Raw genomic sequence first — 17,119 nt, 5'->3', positions numbered from 1 at the left:
GTGAGCGCGGTCACATCCGAGACGGAATCCGTCGTCGCACCGACGACGGAAGCCGGGTGCCGCGGCAGGAAGCTCCTGCTGCGGCACCCGGCTTCGTGTCCGTTCGGTGCGCGGTGCGGGTGTGTCAGGGGACCTGACGGACCGCGCCCTTGTCGGCGGACGTGGCCAGCGCGGCGTACGCCCGCAGGGCGGTGGTGACGGTGCGTTCGCGGTTCACCGGCTGCCACGGACGCTCGGACGACTCCATCTTCGCCCGGCGCTCGGCGAGCACCGCGTCGTCGACGAGGAGTTTCAGCGTGCGGGTCGCGATGTCGATGAGGATCTGGTCGCCGTCCTCCACCAGGCCGATGGCGCCGCCGCTGGCGGCCTCGGGGGAGATGTGGCCGATGGACAGTCCCGAGGAACCGCCGGAGAATCGGCCGTCGGTGATCAGCGCACACTTCTTCCCGAGGCCGGAGCCCTTGAGGAATGCGGTGGGGTGCAGCATCTCCTGCATGCCCGGGCCGCCTGCGGGACCCTCGTAACGCACGACGAGGACCTCACCGGGCTGGATCTTCTTGCCGAGGATCACCGACACCGCCTCTTCCTGCGACTCCACGACGCGCGCGGGCCCCTGGAAGTGGAACAGGTCTTCGTCGATGCCCGCCGTCTTGATGACGGCGCCGTCGACGGCGATGTTGCCGCGCAGCACTGCCAGGCCGCCCTCGACCGTGTGCTTGTGCTCGAAGTCGCGGATGCAGCCGTTGGCGGCGTCCGTGTCGAGCGACGACCAGCGGTTGTTCGTCGAGAACGGTTCGGTGGTGCGGACACCGCCCGGTGCGGCGTGGAAGAGTTCGACGGCCTCGTCGGATGCCTTGCCGGACCGGATGTCCCACGTGTCGAGCCACTCGTCGAAGCTCTCGGTGTGCACCGTCGACACGTCGCTCTCGAGCAGGCCGGCCCGGCGGAGTTCGCCGAGGATGGCGGGGATTCCGCCCGCTCGGTGCACGTCCTCCATGTGGTAGTCCGAGTTGGGGGAGACCTTCGACAGGCACGGCACCTTGCGGCTGATCTCGTCGATCTTGTCGAGGTCGAAGTCGTAGACCTCACCCTCCTGCGCGGCCGCGAGGGTGTGCAGGACCGTGTTGGTGGAACCGCCCATTGCGACGTCCAGTGCCATCGCGTTGCGGAATGCGGCGGGCGTCGCGATGTTGCGGGGGAGGACGGAGTCGTCCTCGTCCCGGTAGTACCGCAGGGCGGCTTCGACGACGGTGGTGCCCGCGCGGGTGAACAGCGCGCGACGGGCCTCGTGGGTGGCCAGCGTGGAACCGTTGCCCGGCAACGCCAGACCGAGCGCCTCGGTGAGGCAGTTCATCGAGTTCGCGGTGAACATGCCCGAGCACGACCCGCACGTCGGGCAGGCGCTGCGCTCGACCTCGGACAGTCCTTCGTCGTCGACTTCGTCGTTGGCGCTCGCCGAGATCGCCGTGATGAGGTCGGTCGGTGCCTGGGCGACACCGTTCACCACCACCGCCTTGCCGGCCTCCATCGGACCGCCCGACACGAACACGGTCGGGACGTTCAAACGCAGTGCGGCATTGAGCATTCCGGGAGTGATCTTGTCGCAGTTGGAGATGCAGACGAGCGCGTCGGCGGTGTGCGCGTTGACCATGTACTCGACGGAGTCGGCGATGATCTCGCGGCTGGGAAGGGAATACAGCATGCCGCCGTGTCCCATCGCGATGCCGTCGTCGACGGCGATCGTGTGGAACTCGCGAGGTACACCACCGGCGGCGCGGACGGCGTCGGCGACGATGTCGCCGACGTTCTTCAGGTGGACGTGCCCGGGAACGAACTGCGTGTACGAGTTCGCGATCGCGACGATCGGCTTCCCGAAGTCGGAGTCGGTCATTCCGGTGGCGCGCCACAGTGCGCGGGCGCCTGCGGCATTTCGTCCTGCGGTGGTGGTTCGGGACCTCAGCGGGGGCATGAGCGTATTCCTTAGTCAGCGTACGGAAGTACTGACAAACGCTACTCGCGCACTATTCCCCGTCTGTGTCCGGCCGGTTCTTCACCGGCTGCTCGCCGTTCGATTCCGCGTCGGCGTGGTGGGCTGCTTCGTCCGCCGCGGCGGCTGCCGCGTAGGGGTCGGTGATGCGGCCGCCGCTCGCCTCGGCGATATCGGGAAGCCGGTCGAACGTGACGACGGGAAGGGTCACCTCGCCCCCGTCGGTCAGGGTCGCCCGGGCCCAGCCGCGCTTGGGGAAGCGGAATCCCGTGATCTCGGACCACCCCAGCGACCGGCCGCCGAACAGCCGGCGCACTTCGAGTCCGTCGGGCGTGACGGTGGTGCGCACCCGCGCGACCCAGGCCACCGCGACGATCGGGGCGATCACGAGCCAACCGAAGGCGGCGGGCCAGCCGAAGATGGGGAACGACACGGCGAACAGGAGGAAGGCGCATCCCAGATAGGCCAGGGGAGAAATCCGGATGACCTGCTTGGGCGGGTTCGTCGTGTGGGATGATGATTCTGGTGGCACGGGCTGCTGCGGAGTTGACACCTCTACATCTTCGCACCGCAGCCGATGTATCTCATATTCTGGGACGGCCGACTCACCAAGTTGACTGTTCACTATTAGCGCGCCTACCGTCGAGCGCGTGAAACAGAATGAGTTGCTCGTAATCGGCCGGCGCGTCGTCGCCTGAGTCGATTCCTTCAACTCGCCAGATAACGACGCGCCACCCTCGTACAGCATCAGCTGACGGGGGTTTTTTGTTGCCCGGAGCCAGAATCAGAGGATTTCCCAGTGAGCGCACCAACCGCACGGCCTCAACCCACGCCGCGCAAGTCGGGGGCAGCAAGCCCGACGACCGCCGCGGCCGCCGCGACTCAGACCGGTAGCCGCCGCCAACTCGCCCCCGAGCGGGTCAGCGGCGCCCAGTCCGTGGTCCGAGCCCTCGAGGAGCTCGAGGTCGACACGGTATTCGGCATTCCGGGTGGTGCCGTTCTGCCTGTCTACGACCCGCTCTTCGACTCGAAGAAGGTCCGGCACGTGCTCGTTCGTCACGAGCAGGGGGCAGGCCACGCCGCGACCGGGTACGCCCAGGCGACCGGCAAGGTCGGTGTCTGTATGGCGACGTCCGGTCCCGGTGCGACCAACCTCGTGACGCCGCTCGCCGACGCGCAGATGGACTCCGTTCCGGTCGTGGCCATCACCGGTCAGGTCGGTCGGAGTCTCATCGGCACGGACGCGTTCCAGGAAGCCGACATCTCCGGCATCACGATGCCGATCACCAAGCACAACTTCCTCATCACCGACGGCGTCGACATCCCCCGGATCATCGCGGAGGCCTTCTACCTCGCCTCCAGCGGTCGTCCCGGCGCGGTGCTCGTCGACATCCCGAAGGACGTCCTCCAGGCGCAGACCACGTTCTCGTGGCCGCCGGAGATGCGGCTGCCCGGGTACCGTCCCGTCACCAAGCCGCACGGCAAGCAGGTCCGCGAGGCGGCCCGCCTGATCGCCGACGCGAAGCACCCGGTGCTGTACGTCGGTGGCGGCGTCATCAAGTCGGAATCGTCTCCGGAACTGCTCGAACTGGCCGAGCTCACCGGCATTCCGGTTGTCACCACCCTCATGGCGCGTGGCGCGTTCCCGGACAGCCACACGCTGAACTGCGGCATGCCCGGCATGCACGGCACCGTCGCGGCGGTGGCGGCACTGCAGCGCAGCGACCTGCTGATCACGCTCGGCGCGCGCTTCGACGACCGCGTCACCGGTCAGCTCGATTCGTTCGCCCCCGACGCCAAGGTCATCCACGCCGACATCGACCCGGCGGAGATCGGCAAGAACCGGTACGCGGACGTCCCGATCGTCGGCGACTGCAAAGAGGTCATCGTCGAACTGATCGAGGCGATCAAGGCCGACCTGGCCACCGGAACCACACTGGATCTCACCGAGTGGTGGGCGTACCTCGACGGAATCCGTCGCACGTACCCGCTCAGCTACGACCGTCCCACCGACGGCGCGCTGTCCCCGGAGTACGTGATCCAGGCGGTCGGCAAGCTCGCCGGTCCCGACGCGATCTACTGTGCCGGCGTCGGACAGCACCAGATGTGGGCCGCGCAGTTCGTCAACTACGAGAAGCCGCGCACCTGGCTGAACTCCGGCGGTCTCGGCACGATGGGCTACGCCGTCCCCGCCGCGATGGGCGCCAAGATGGGCATGCCCGACACCGAGGTGTGGGCCATCGACGGTGACGGCTGCTTCCAGATGACCAATCAGGAACTCGCCACCTGCGCGCTCGAGGGCATCCCGATCAAGGTTGCGCTCATCAACAACGGCAACCTCGGCATGGTGCGCCAGTGGCAGACGCTGTTCTACGACGAGCGCTACTCCAACACCAACCTCGGCACGCACGGCGCGATCCGCATCCCCGACTTCGTCAAGCTGGCGGAGGCGTTGGGCTGCCACGGCATTCGCGTCGAGCGCGAAGAGGACGTCGAGGCGGCGATTCGCGAGGCGCAGGCCATCAACGACAAGCCGGTGGTGATCGACTTCATCGTCGGCGCCGACGCCCAGGTGTGGCCGATGGTCGCCGCGGGCACGAGCAACGACGAGATCATGGCGGCGCGGGGCATCCGTCCGCTGTTCGACGACGACGAGGCGGCCGCCGAGCCTGCCGTCATCCACGAGGCCATGGAGCGCGAGCAGCGTTCGGGCACGGCCGCAGCGGCCGGGGAGGAAGATCAGTGAGCACCAGCCACACCCTCAGTGTTCTCGTCGAGGACAAGCCGGGCGTGCTGGCCAGGGTGGCCGCGCTGTTCTCGCGTCGTGGGTTCAACATCGAGTCGCTCGCCGTCGGTGGCACCGAGATCCCCGAGATCTCCCGCATGACCATCGTCGTGACCGTCGACGAGTTCCCGCTCGAGCAGGTGACCAAGCAGCTCAACAAGCTCATCAACGTCATCAAGATCGTCGAGCAGGACGGTGAGGCCTCCGTCGCCCGCGAGCTGGTGCTCATCAAGGTGCGAGCCGACGCCAGCGTGCGCACGCAGGTGATCGAGACGGTGAATCTGTTCCGCGCCAAGGTGATCGACGTCTCCCCGGAGTCGGTCACGATCGAGGCGACTGGAACGCGATCCAAGCTGGATGCGCTGCTGCGGATGCTCGATCCGTACGGTATCCGGGAGATCGTGCAGTCCGGGGTCGTGGCCGTGGGACGGGGGCCGAAGTCCATCACGGCCACTCGCTAGTACTTTAGATACGCAAATCCAAGAAAGAGGTTGAACTGTGGCAGTCGAGATGTTCTACGACGACGATGCCGATCTGTCGATCATCCAGGGCCGTAAGGTCGCTGTGATCGGTTACGGAAGCCAGGGCCACGCGCACTCGCTGAGCCTGCGCGACTCGGGCGTCGATGTGCGTATCGGCCTGAAGGAAGGCTCGAAGTCCCGCGCGAAGGCCGAGGAGCAGGGCCTGACCGTCGGTACCCCCGCCGAGGTCTCCGAGTGGGCCGACGTGATCATGGTGCTCGCACCCGACACCGCGCAGGCGTCGATCTTCACGAACGACATCGAGCCCAACCTGAAGGACGGCGACGCGCTGTTCTTCGGACACGGCCTCAACATCCACTTCGACCTGATCAAGGCTCCGGAGTTCGTCACCGTCGGCATGGTCGCCCCCAAGGGCCCCGGCCACCTGGTGCGTCGTCAGTTCGTCGACGGCAAGGGTGTTCCCGCGCTCATCGCGATCGACCAGGACCCGAAGGGTGAGGGCCAGGCCCTCGCGCTGTCCTACGCCAAGGGCATCGGCGGCACCCGCGCCGGCGTCATCAAGACCACGTTCAAGGAAGAGACCGAGACGGACCTCTTCGGCGAGCAGGCCGTGCTCTGCGGCGGCACCGAGGAACTGGTCAAGACCGGTTTCGAGGTCATGGTCGAGGCCGGCTACGCGCCCGAGATGGCGTACTTCGAGGTGCTGCACGAGCTCAAGCTCATCGTCGACCTCATGTACGAGGGTGGCATCGCCCGCATGAACTACTCGGTGTCCGACACCGCGGAGTTCGGTGGCTACCTCTCCGGCCCGCGCGTCATCGACGCCGGCACCAAGGAGCGCATGAAGGCGATCCTGGCCGACATCCAGTCGGGTGAGTTCACTCGCCGCCTCGTCGCCAACGTCGAGAACGGCAACACCGAGCTCGAGGGCCTGCGCAAGGCCAACGCCGAGCACCCCATCGAGGTCACCGGCAAGAAGCTGCGCGACCTGATGAGCTGGGTCGACCGCCCGATCACCGAAACCGCCTAGGTTTCACTGCTTTACAGTTCCACCGAACCGCCGGCCCGATGTCGCATCGGTCTCGTCAGAGGCCCCCGATATGACATTGGGCCGGTGTTGTTTCGTGTCCGATTCCGTTGTTGCAGGCGTCCACTATGTGGTATCGCGGACCAGGATGCGGTTTCCCTGTGAGGGCGGACTAAGCTGTGTGTGGTTAAAACACCCCCACACCCACCTATTCAGGGAGTTTGCACGTGAGCCAGCCAGGCCGTCCTGTAGTTCTGATCGCCGACAAGCTCGCGCCGTCCACCGTCGAGGCATTGGGCGACGGTGTGGAGGTGCGATGGGTCGACGGACCTGATCGCCCGGCCCTGCTCGCGGCGGTGCCCGAGGCCGACGCGATCCTCGTCCGTTCCGCCACCACCGTGGACGCCGAGGTCCTGGCGGCCGGTACCAAGCTCAAGATCGTCGCCCGGGCCGGCGTCGGTCTCGACAACGTCGACGTGCCCGCCGCCACCGAGCGTGGTGTCATGGTCGTCAACGCGCCGACGTCCAACATCCACACGGCCGCCGAGCACGCAGTCGCGCTGATGCTCGCCACCGCGCGCCAGATCCCCGCGGCCGACGCCACCCTGCGCGACCGCGAATGGAAGCGCAGCAAGTTCAACGGTGTCGAGATCTTCGGCAAGACCGTCGGCGTCGTCGGCCTCGGCCGCATCGGCCAGCTGTTCGCGCAGCGTCTCGCCGCGTTCGAGACGCACGTCATCGCGTACGACCCCTACGTGTCGGCCGCCCGTGCCGCGCAGCTCGGCATCGAGCTCGTCACCCTCGACGAGTTGCTCGAGCGCGCCGACCTCATCTCCGTGCACCTCCCCAAGACTCCCGAGACCAAGGGACTGCTCGGCACGGAGAACCTGGCGAAGACCAAGAAGGGCGTCGTCATCGTCAACGCCGCCCGTGGCGGTCTGATCGACGAGGCAGCGCTGGCCGAGGCCATCAAGTCGGGTCACGTGCGCGCCGCGGGCCTCGACGTGTTCGAGACCGAGCCCTGCACCGACAGCCCGTTGTTCGACTTGCCCGAGGTCGTCGTGACGCCGCACCTCGGTGCCTCCACGAGCGAGGCTCAGGACCGCGCCGGAACAGACGTCGCGAAGTCCGTACTGCTCGCTCTCGCAGGCGATTTCGTTCCCGACGCGGTCAACGTGTCGGGTGGCGCCGTGGGCGAGGAAGTTGCCCCGTGGCTCGAGATCGTCCGCAAGCAGGGTGTGCTCATCGGGGCCCTGTCGGGTGAACTGCCCGTCAACCTCTCCGTCGACGTGCGCGGCGAGCTGGCCTCCGAGGACGTCGAGGTGCTCGCGCTCTCGGCTCTGCGCGGTGTGTTCTCCGCCGTCATCGAGGACGCGGTCACGTTCGTCAACGCTCCTGCACTCGCGGAAGAGCGCGGCGTCACGGCCGAGGTCACCAAGGCCGCCGAAAGCCCCAACCACCGCAGCGTGGTGGACCTGCGCGCCGTGTTCGGCGACGGCAGCGTCATCAACGTCTCGGGCACGCTGACCGGCCCGCAGCAGGTCGAGAAGATCGTCAACATCAACGGCCGCAACTTCGAACTGCGCGCCGAGGGTCTCAACCTGGTGGTGAACTACACCGATCAGCCCGGCGCGCTGGGCAAGATCGGCACGCAGCTCGGCAACGCCGGCATCGACATCCAGGCTGCGCAGCTCAGCCAGGACGCCGAGGGCGAGGGTGCGACCATCCTCCTCCGCGTCGACCGGGAGGTGCCGAGCGAGGTGCGGGACGCGATCTCGACCGCCGTCGGCGCCACCAAGATCGAGCTCGTCAACCTGGCCTAATCCCCACTGTGCGCGTGTCACGACCCCTGTTGTCGTGGCACGCGCACAGCTCTATGTGAAGTGAGGCGTTCATGAAGCTTGCGGTCATTCCGGGTGACGGCATCGGTGTCGAGGTCACGGCCGAGGCACTGAAGGTGCTGCGGAAGCTCGTACCCGATCTCGAGACCACCGAGTACGACCTCGGTGCCCGTCGATACAACGCCACCGGGGAACTGCTCCCGGATGCCGATCTCGCGGCGATCCGCGAGCACGACGCGATTCTGCTGGGCGCCATCGGCGACCCGTCGGTGACGCCGGGTGTGCTCGAGCGGGGGCTGCTGCTGAACATGCGATTCGCGTTGGATCATCACGTGAATCTGCGTCCGTCCCAGCTGTATCCGGGATCGAAGTCGCCGCTCGCGGCGCAGCCGGATATCGACTTCGTGGTCGTGCGCGAGGGCACCGAGGGTCCGTACACCGGCAACGGTGGCGCGATCCGCGTCGGCACCCCGCACGAGATCGCGACCGAGGTGTCGATCAACACGTGGTTCGGTGCCGAGCGGGTGGTGCGGTACGCGTTCGCGCTCGCGCAGACCCGGCGTAAGCACGTCACCCTGATCCACAAGACGAACGTCCTCTCCAACGCCGGTGCGATCTGGACGCGTGCCGTGGAGACGGTGTCGGCCGAATACCCGGACGTGGAGACGGCGTACTGCCACATCGACGCGGCCACCATCTACATGGTCACCGATCCGTCGCGATTCGACGTGATTGTCACGGACAACCTGTTCGGCGACATCATCACCGACCTCGCGGGTGCGGTCACGGGAGGCATCGGACTGGCGGCGTCGGGGAACATCGACGCGTCGGGGACGAACCCGTCGATGTTCGAGCCGGTGCACGGCAGCGCCCCGGACATCGCCGGCCAGGGGATCGCGGATCCCACGGCGGCCATCCTGTCCGCGGCGCTGCTGCTGCGTCACGTCGGCCGGGACGGCGATGCCGCGCGCATCGAGGCTGCCGTCGAGGCCGATCTAGCGTCCCGCGGCGACTCGAAGGTCGTCACGTCGGAGGTCGGCGACCGGATCGCTGCCGCCCTCTAGGACCGCGATTCGATCTTGTCTCCCTCGATCCCCGTGGCCCGATCTTCGGACCGGGCCACGGGGATCAGTGGTATCGAGGCGGCCGGAAATGCCGCGGCTATGGCGAAAGTCACCGGGAAGCCGACGATTCCGATCAGTGCGCCGAACACCGGGGGAACGAGCGAGGCCGCGACGAACTGACCGGTGTTCTGGACACCGAGCGCGCGTCCGCCCCAGAACGGGCCCGCGATCTCGGCGACCGCGGTGAAGGCGAGGCCGTTCGGTGCCACCGTCGCGACGGACGCCGCGAGCAGCGCCACGATCGCCACCGGCGTATCCATTGCATCCGTCACGGCGAGCGCCGCCATGGACACTCCGCCGGCGACGGCGACCCAGCGAAGCGGACGCATACGACTGCCCACCACGTCGGACCAGAAACCGACCCCCATCCGGCCGAACGCGCCGAGGATCTGGGCGACTGTCACGATCAGGCCTGCCGCCGTTGCTTCCCAATGCCTTTCGGAGATCAGCCACACGAGCGCGTACGTCCACACCGTGTACTGGGGCACGACGAGCAGCACCGAGACGGCGTGGATGCGCCACAGAGTTCCGCTGTCGCGGTACGGATTCGCGAGCATGCCGAGATTTGCCGCGGCGCTTCGGCTCGGCCTGGGCGGATCGACAACCCAGAGTGCACAGGCCAGCGCGGCGGTCGCGCACAGGATGGCGGGCAGCGCGAGCGCCCATCCGATGCCGTGGTCGTGTGCGACCGAGGGCAGCGTCAGCGCAGCGCAGGCAATGCCGAGCGGCAGCGACATCTGCCGGATACCCATCGCCAGTCCGCGGCGCTCGGGCGGGAACCATCCGACGACGACGCGTCCGCTCGCGGCATTCGCCGAGGCGGCCGCCATGCCGCCGAGCAGCAGGAAGGCCGCGGTGGCCGTGAGTGATCCGGACAGGGCCGCGCCGATTCCCGCGGCCGCCGTGGCCGCCATCCCGGCGGCCAGCACTCGGCGTTCGCCGTAGCGATCGGCGAGGGCGCCCCACGCGATCAGCGTCAGCATGACTCCGAGTGTGGGTGCGGCGACGAGGAGTCCGGTACGGGCGAGGCTGAGCCCGTGATTCTCCTGGAGTTCGGGGATCAGGAAGGCGACGCCGTTGACGAAGACCGCCTGTGCGGCCTGGGCGAACATCCCGAGGGTGAGCATCCACCATCTGCGGGCAGGTCCGACGGCGGACGGCGTGTCGAGCGATGCTGTCATGTCATCTCAATATCTAGGATTGAAGTCTCATATATTGGGGAACATGCGGAGTCTATACCTCCCGTCCCACGGCGTCCCGGCACGGCGGTGCACCCGGGCCGATAGACTCGGCGTCATGCGTCTTGGTCGAGTGGCAAGTCCCGATGGTGTTGCGTTCGTCAGTATCGAGGGGGACGAGGAGTCCCGGATCGCGAAGGAGATCGCCGAGCACCCGTTCGGCACCCCCACTTTCACCGGCCGGAGCTGGCCGCTCGCCGACGTGCGACTGCTGGCACCGATCCTCGCCAGCAAGGTCGTCGCGATCGGAAAGAACTACGCCGCCCACGCCGCCGAAATGGGAGGAGAGGCGCCGGCCGATCCTGTGATCTTCCTCAAGCCCAACACCTCGATCGTGGGCCCCGACGCCGCAATCGTCCTGCCGAAGTCCTCCAATGAAGTTCATTACGAAGGAGAACTCGCGGTCGTCATCGGACGCCCCTGCAAGGACGTGCCCGCTGCCAAGGCTCTCGACGTGGTGCTCGGGTACACGGCCGCCAACGACGTGACGGCCCGCGACCACCAGCGCCACGACGGGCAGTGGACGAGAGCGAAGGGCCACGACACGTTCTGCCCACTCGGGCCGTGGATCGAGACCCGGCTCGACGCCTCCGACGTCGACATCACCACCGAGGTGGACGGAGTGGTGAAGCAGCGGAGCAACACTTCGCTTCTGCTGCACGACATTCCGAAGATCATCGAATGGGTGTCGGCCGTCATGACGCTGCTCCCGGGCGACGTCATCCTCACAGGCACCCCGGAAGGCGTCGGGCCGATCGTGGACGGCCAGAGTGTGAGCGTGACCATCGGTGGCATCGGCACCCTCACCAACCCGGTGACCGCCAAGCGCTGACGGCTCTCGTGTCGACATCGGGAGCGGACTAGCCTGTAGGAGTCCGTTTTCCCAGCGTCGACCCAAGTGAGCCATGACCACAAGCGAAGTTCGCGTCCGTTTCTGCCCGTCGCCCACCGGAACCCCGCATGTGGGGCTCGTCCGAACCGCCCTGTTCAACTGGGCGTTCGCCCGTCATAACGGTGGGTCGTTCGTGTTCCGCATCGAGGACACCGATGCTGCCCGTGACAGCGAGGAGTCGTACCAGGCGATCCTGGACGCGCTGCGCTGGCTCGGATTGAACTGGGACGAGGGCCCGGAGGTCGGGGGACCGTACGAGCCCTACCGTCAGTCCCAGCGACGGGACCTGCATCTGGACGTCGTCGCGAAGCTGCTCGCGGCGGGCGAGGCGTACGAGTCGTTCTCGACACCCGAGGAGGTCGAGGAGCGGCACAAGGCGGCCGGCCGCGATCCCAAGCTCGGCTACGACAACTTCGATCGTGATCTGACACCGGAGCAGCGGCAGGCGTTCCTCGACGAGGGCCGCAAACCCGTGGTCCGCCTCCGGATGCCGGACCACGACCTGACGTGGGACGACCTCGTGCGCGGCGAGACGACGTTCAAGGCCGGAACCGTTCCCGACTTCGCCCTCACCCGCGGCAACGGGATTCCGCTGTACACGTTGGTCAACCCCGTCGACGACGCGTTGATGAAGATCACACACGTCCTGCGCGGCGAGGACCTGTTGTCGTCGACGCCGCGGCAGCTCGCCCTCTACGAGGCGATGCAGCGGATCGGCGTGGCCGAGTTCACTCCGAAGTTCGGGCATCTGCCGTTCGTCATGGGACAGGGCAACAAGAAACTGTCCAAGCGCGACCCCGAGTCGAATCTCTTCATCCATCGCGATCGCGGTTTCGTCCCCGAGGGACTGTTGAATTACCTGGCGCTGCTGGGCTGGGGTATTTCCGACGACCACGACGTGTTCTCGCTGGACGAGATGGTCGCCGCCTTCGATATCTCCAAGGTCAATTCCAATCCGGCCCGGTTCGACCAGAAAAAGGCCGACGCGATCAACGCCGAGCACATCCGGCTCCTCGAGCCCGCTGATTTCGCCGCGCGCCTGCGCGCGTTCCTGACGCTCCACGGCCATCTCGGGGAGACCGTGGACGAGTCCGTCTTCGCGACCGCTGCCGAACTGGTCCAGACGCGCATCGTGGTCCTGTCCGACGCCTGGGAACTGCTGAAGTTCCTGTTCGTCGACGAGGCCGACTTCGCGATCGACCCAGCCGCCGCTGCCAAGAACCTGGGCGCCGACTCCGCACCGGTTCTCGACGCCGCCCTCGCGTCGCTGGACGCAGTCGAGGCATGGGATGCGGCCTCACTGGAAGAGGCCCTCAAGACCGCTCTCGTGGACGAATTGGGCCTCAAGCCACGTAAGGCGTTCGCTCCGGTGCGGGTGGCCGTCACGGGCTCGCACATCAGCCCGCCGCTCTACGAATCGATGGAACTGCTCGGACGCGACGTCTCGCTGTCCCGGCTGCGCTCTGCGCGGGCCGGCATCGCCGGCTAGAACGCCGCTCTCGGGCCGAAAAGGGTGCAAAAACAGCCTCTGACCATACGATTTGGTAAATCCCGGCAGTAGGCTGGTAATCTCTTCTTCGGCCCGAGGCGGGCCGCAGAGCCCAGAAGCTCAGCGGTTCGAGAACGGCCATTGGGGTATGGTGTAATTGGCAACACAGCGGTTTCTGGTACCGCCATTCTAGGTTCGAGTCCTGGTACCCCAGCGGAAGTTCGGCCGATTTTGACTCCGAACTTCTGGAAGCTATGCTTGCTGAGCTTCCAAAGCAAGACAAAGTTCCTGGCCCCGTCGTCTAGCGGCCTAGGACGCCGCCCTCTCAAGGCGGTAGCGCGGGTTCGAATCCCGTCGGGGCTACAAATTGAAACACCCTCCAAGAAATTGGAGGGTGTTTCTTTTTATCCGGACGATGTGTCGTCTATCCCGTCTTGCGGCGGAATTCGCGTTTGTGGTCGGCGGGCCCATGGGCCTCGTGCGCCTTGGAATGTCCGTCCTTGTGATCGGTGGACAGTCCGGCCTGATGATTCTTCCGCTCGAGTGCTTCGCGGAATTTCTTTTTCGTGTCCTCGTTACTGGCGTCGGTCATCGTGAACTCCCTCGGGTAGTCGGTTCACTCTGTGAAGCTACGCCGAGGGCACCGAGAATGCTCCCGTTTTTTCTGCGCGGCGTCAGGCGCGGCGGTCGGCCGTCTCCAGGTACGCGGCCGTGGTCCCGCCCGCCGGCATCGCGGGCAAGCCGAGCTTGGCATGATCCCAGCTTCTGATGCGCTCGGGAACGATCCGCACGACAACCCGCTTGTGCAGCAGCTGATCGATAGCGGGACGCAGATCGTCGGTGTAGGGCCCGGTGTACCGTTCCCACACGCTGACGCCGACCGCGAACATCGCGTCCGGGTCCTCCACGATCTCCGCCCGGCCCTCGATGGAGATTCCGCGCAGGGTGTCGTACGTCTGGCCGTCCTCGATCAGGACGGTGACGCGGTCGTCACGGCGCAGGTTGACCGCCTTCTGCGATTTCGACTTCGTCTCGAACCAGATCTCGCCGTCGATCACGGCGTACCACATGGCGACGAGGTGGGCTCGGCCGTCCGCTGCCACCGTTGCGAGCGTGGCGATCCGGCTCCGATCCACGAATTCGGCGATCTCCGGATCCGTCATCGTGATCTGCGATCGTTGGTTCTTCCCCATCGGCTTCTCCTGTCGCGGTGAACGTCGGTCGTGGTCGATCAGAGCCTCTTGTGCAACGCCTCGGCGGCGGCGAGAAGGTCGGCCGCCCAGCGGGCGCCGGGACGCCTGCCCATCCTGTCGATGGGGCCGGACACCGAAATTGCTGCGATGACAGCGCCGCCGGCATCCCGCACGGGTGCGGCGACACTGGCGACACCGGGTTCCCGCTCGGCGGCGCTCTGTGCCCAGCCGCGCCTGCGGACCTCGAGCAGCACGCGTTCGCCGAACGCCGCGTCGGGAAGAATCGCGCGCTGGGTCTGTGGGTCGGCCCAGGCGAGAAGGACCTTGGCGCCCGAGCCGGCGCTCATCGGCAGTCGTGCCCCGACGAGAACGGTGTCGCGGAGACCTGTGGGCGGCTCCATCGCCGCCACGCAGATGCGCTGAGTGCCTTCCCTGCGGTACAGCTGCACGCTCTCCCCGGTGATCTCGCGCAGCCGCGGAAGGACGAGGGCCGCCGCCGAAACGAGTGGATCGTTAGCCGTTGCAGCGAGTTCGGCGAGGCCGGGACCGGGGCACCACAGCCCGTCGGAGTCGCGGGTCAGGAGGCGGTGGACCTCGAGCCCGACGGCCAGCCGGTGGGCGGTGGCGCGGGGGAGTCCGGTGCGCGAGCACAGTTCAGTGAGGCTGCAGGGCTTCTCGGCCACGGCATGCAGCACGCCCACCGCTTTGTCAAGGACTCCGATGCCGCTATGCTGTCTCATAGGTCGATACCACTTTCTCGCATACTGGGATCATAGCGCACCTTCGTCTCACGTCGAGTGCGTGTCCGGGAAGAGGGTAACGACATCAAGCGCACGGCGGACCGGCCCGAAGCCCGCGGTGCGAGAAGACACACAGAGGTGGAGAAGATGGCGGAGAAAGCACGCACCCTGGCAGAGAAGGTGTGGGAAGACCACGTCGTGGTCCGGGGTGAGGGAGACAACCCCGACCTCATCTACATCGACCTGCATCTCGTTCACGAAGTGACGAGTCCGCAGGCATTCGACGGACTCCGGCTGGCGGGGCGCCCACTGCGCCGACCCGACCTGACGATCGCCACCGAGGACCACAACGTCCCCACCGTCGACATCGACAAGCCGATCGCAGACCCCGTCTCCAAGACTCAGGTGGACACGCTGCGGCGCAACTGTGAGGAATTCGGTGTCCGGCTGCACCCGATGGGAAACATCGACCAGGGCATCGTCCACGTGGTCGGCCCGCAGCTGGGCCTCACCCAGCCCGGCATGACCGTGGTGTGCGGTGACAGCCACACGTCCACCCACGGCGCCTTCGGCGCGCTCGCGATGGGTATCGGCACCAGTGAGGTCGAACACGTCATGGCGACGCAGACGTTGTCGTTGCGTCCTTTCCGGACGATGGCGATCACCGTGGACGGCGAATTGCCCGACGGCGTGACGAGTAAAGATCTCATTTTGGCCGTCATCGCGAAGATCGGAACGGGCGGCGGCCAGGGCTACGTCCTGGAGTACCGCGGCGAAGCGATCCGGAAGATGTCGATGGAAGCGCGGATGACCGTCTGCAACATGTCCATCGAGGCGGGTGCGCGGGCAGGCATGATCGCCCCCGACGAGATCACCTACGAATTCATCAAGGGACGTCCCCATGCGCCGAAGGGCGCCGACTGGGACGCCGCGGTCGAGGCCTGGGAGCAGTTGAAGACCGACGAGGGTGCGGTTTTCGACAACGAGGTCCACATCGACGCGAGTTCCCTGACGCCGTTCGTGACCTGGGGCACCAACCCGGGGCAGGGACTGCCGCTCGGCGAGGCCGTGCCGAATCCTGCCGACATCGTGGACGAGAGCGCGCGTCACGCCGCGGAGAAGGCGTTGACCTACATGGGTCTCGAAGCCGGAACTCCGTTGCGTGAGGTGGCGATCGACACAGTTTTCGTGGGTTCGTGCACCAACGGCCGGATCGAGGATCTGCGCGCCGTGGCCGATGTGTTGCGTGGCCGCCACGTCGCCGACGGGGTCCGGATGCTGATCGTGCCGGGCTCGATGCGTGTTCGCGCGCAGGCCGAAAAGGAGGGTCTCGGCGAGATCTTCACCGCCGCTGGCGCCGAATGGCGGCAGGCGGGGTGTTCGATGTGCCTCGGGATGAACCCGGATCAGCTCGCGCCCGGCGAGCGTTCGGCCTCCACGTCCAACCGCAATTTCGAAGGCCGTCAAGGCAAGGGCGGCCGGACTCACCTGGTTTCGCCGCTGGTCGCCGCCGCGACCGCGGTCCGGGGAACACTGTCCGCGCCGACAGATCTGGCCTAGGACCCAAGGAATTTAGGAGATTTTCGATGGAATCCTTTAGCACACACAAAGGTATCGGCGTTCCGCTGCGGCGATCCAACGTGGACACGGACCAGATCATTCCGGCGGTCTACCTGAAACGAGTGACCCGCACCGGTTTCGAGGACGGCCTGTTCGCCGCGTGGCGGAACGATCCGAACTTCGTTCTGAACGTCGCCCCGTACGACAAGGGCAGTGTTCTCGTGGCCGGGCCCGATTTCGGCACGGGCTCCTCCCGGGAGCACGCCGTGTGGGCGCTATCCGACTTCGGATTTCGGGTCGTGATCGCCTCTCGCTTCGCCGACATCTTCCGCGGCAACGCCGGCAAGGCCGGTCTGCTGGCGGCTCAGGTGGCCCAGTCGGACGTCGAACTGCTCTGGAAACTGCTCGACGAGCAACCCGGTCTCGAATTGATTGTCGACCTCGAGAACAAGACTGTGACGGCCGGAACCACCGTGGTGCCCTTTGCGATTGATGACTACACACGGTGGCGTCTGATCGAGGGTCTGGACGACATCGGATTGACATTACGGCAGGTAGAAGCCATTTCCGAGTTCGAAAAGTCAAGGCCTTCTTGGAAACCTGCGACTCTTCCGGAGCCCACTCCGGCCGACTGAAAGTTGGAATCGGAGCCTGTCTGCCAGATAATAAGTTCCTGAGAATGGTGCCGCGTTGTATGAGAATTGGCGTGGCACATAGACTCCTGCGGTATTCAGGTTTACCGTAGTTCGTAGTCGGTCCGA

Annotated in this window: 15 protein-coding genes and 2 tRNA genes; 11 read left to right on the top strand and 6 right to left on the bottom strand. The window is 66.4% G+C overall.

Going from position 1 to position 17,119, the window contains the following annotated elements; translation table 11 throughout:
- Positions 1-124: 124 nt before the first annotated feature.
- Both ilvD and QM841_RS30255 read right to left on the bottom strand, forming a co-directional pair.
- Positions 125-1,969 (bottom strand): dihydroxy-acid dehydratase, encoded by a 1,845-nt coding sequence (gene ilvD / locus QM841_RS30260; RefSeq protein WP_283334822.1) that lies wholly within the window; start codon positions 1,967-1,969, stop codon positions 125-127.
- Between the two features lie 52 nt (positions 1,970-2,021).
- Positions 2,022-2,519: a PH domain-containing protein gene (locus QM841_RS30255; RefSeq protein WP_280781777.1), complete on the bottom strand. Its 498-nt coding sequence runs from the start codon at positions 2,517-2,519 to the stop codon at positions 2,022-2,024.
- 267 nt (positions 2,520-2,786) lie between these two features.
- On the opposite strand from QM841_RS30255, the gene QM841_RS30250 reads away from it, so the two are divergent.
- From QM841_RS30250 to QM841_RS30230, 5 genes are all read left to right on the top strand, one after another.
- Positions 2,787-4,733, top strand: coding sequence for an acetolactate synthase large subunit (locus QM841_RS30250; RefSeq protein ID WP_283334821.1), 1,947 nt, complete (start codon positions 2,787-2,789; stop codon positions 4,731-4,733).
- Positions 4,730-5,233 carry an acetolactate synthase small subunit gene (gene ilvN / locus QM841_RS30245; RefSeq protein WP_105413058.1) on the top strand — a complete coding sequence of 168 codons (504 nt, stop codon included), beginning with the start codon at positions 4,730-4,732 and terminating at the stop codon, positions 5,231-5,233. Before QM841_RS30250 ends, ilvN begins: the two co-directional genes overlap by 4 nt.
- A gap of 49 nt (positions 5,234-5,282) precedes the next feature.
- A complete protein-coding gene (ilvC, locus tag QM841_RS30240) occupies positions 5,283-6,284 on the top strand; it encodes a ketol-acid reductoisomerase (protein ID WP_061700158.1) in 1,002 nt (333 codons plus the stop codon).
- A gap of 224 nt (positions 6,285-6,508) precedes the next feature.
- Positions 6,509-8,104 (top strand): phosphoglycerate dehydrogenase, encoded by a 1,596-nt coding sequence (gene serA / locus QM841_RS30235; RefSeq protein ID WP_005240386.1) that lies wholly within the window; start codon positions 6,509-6,511, stop codon positions 8,102-8,104.
- A 71-nt stretch (positions 8,105-8,175) separates the two neighbouring features.
- The gene (locus QM841_RS30230) at positions 8,176-9,186 is read left to right on the top strand and encodes a 3-isopropylmalate dehydrogenase (RefSeq protein WP_005573989.1); all 1,011 of its coding nucleotides are present in this window, start codon (positions 8,176-8,178) and stop codon (positions 9,184-9,186) included.
- Here QM841_RS30230 and QM841_RS30225 read toward each other — a convergent pair.
- Positions 9,183-10,427, bottom strand: coding sequence for an MFS transporter (locus QM841_RS30225; protein WP_283334820.1), 1,245 nt, complete (start codon positions 10,425-10,427; stop codon positions 9,183-9,185). The genes QM841_RS30230 and QM841_RS30225 overlap by 4 nt on opposite strands.
- 115 nt (positions 10,428-10,542) lie before the next feature.
- On the opposite strand from QM841_RS30225, the gene QM841_RS30220 reads away from it, so the two are divergent.
- The 4 genes from QM841_RS30220 (at position 10,543) to QM841_RS30205 (ending at position 13,228) form a co-directional block, all read left to right on the top strand.
- The gene (locus QM841_RS30220) at positions 10,543-11,316 is read left to right on the top strand and encodes a fumarylacetoacetate hydrolase family protein (RefSeq protein WP_280781725.1); all 774 of its coding nucleotides are present in this window, start codon (positions 10,543-10,545) and stop codon (positions 11,314-11,316) included.
- Between the two features lie 73 nt (positions 11,317-11,389).
- Positions 11,390-12,865, top strand: coding sequence for a glutamate--tRNA ligase (gene gltX / locus QM841_RS30215; protein WP_283334819.1), 1,476 nt, complete (start codon positions 11,390-11,392; stop codon positions 12,863-12,865).
- 142 nt (positions 12,866-13,007) lie between these two features.
- Positions 13,008-13,079 (top strand) — tRNA-Gln (locus QM841_RS30210).
- Between the two features lie 76 nt (positions 13,080-13,155).
- Positions 13,156-13,228, top strand: a tRNA-Glu gene (locus QM841_RS30205).
- 61 nt (positions 13,229-13,289) lie between these two features.
- Here QM841_RS30205 and QM841_RS30200 read toward each other — a convergent pair.
- The 3 genes from QM841_RS30200 to QM841_RS30190 all read right to left on the bottom strand — a co-directional run bounded on the left by QM841_RS30200 (position 13,290) and on the right by QM841_RS30190 (position 14,798).
- A complete protein-coding gene (locus QM841_RS30200; protein ID WP_005240394.1) occupies positions 13,290-13,457 on the bottom strand; it encodes a DUF5302 domain-containing protein in 168 nt (55 codons plus the stop codon).
- Between the two features lie 82 nt (positions 13,458-13,539).
- Positions 13,540-14,058 carry a pyridoxamine 5'-phosphate oxidase family protein gene (locus QM841_RS30195; protein WP_283334818.1) on the bottom strand — a complete coding sequence of 173 codons (519 nt, stop codon included), beginning with the start codon at positions 14,056-14,058 and terminating at the stop codon, positions 13,540-13,542.
- Between the two features lie 38 nt (positions 14,059-14,096).
- On the bottom strand, positions 14,097-14,798 hold the full coding sequence (locus tag QM841_RS30190; RefSeq protein ID WP_005240398.1) for an IclR family transcriptional regulator: 702 nt from the start codon (positions 14,796-14,798) through the stop codon (positions 14,097-14,099).
- Between the two features lie 138 nt (positions 14,799-14,936).
- On the opposite strand from QM841_RS30190, the gene leuC reads away from it, so the two are divergent.
- On the top strand, positions 14,937-16,358 hold the full coding sequence (gene leuC, locus QM841_RS30185) for a 3-isopropylmalate dehydratase large subunit (RefSeq protein WP_280781728.1): 1,422 nt from the start codon (positions 14,937-14,939) through the stop codon (positions 16,356-16,358).
- A gap of 26 nt (positions 16,359-16,384) precedes the next feature.
- Positions 16,385-16,993 (top strand): 3-isopropylmalate dehydratase small subunit, encoded by a 609-nt coding sequence (leuD, locus tag QM841_RS30180; protein WP_005240402.1) that lies wholly within the window; start codon positions 16,385-16,387, stop codon positions 16,991-16,993.
- Positions 16,994-17,119: the final 126 nt, after the last annotated feature.

This window comes from Rhodococcus sp. IEGM 1307, assembly GCF_030056915.1.
GTDB lineage: Bacteria > Actinomycetota > Actinomycetes > Mycobacteriales > Mycobacteriaceae > Rhodococcus_F > Rhodococcus_F opacus_D.
This window is presented reverse-complemented; position numbering and strand designations above follow the sequence as displayed.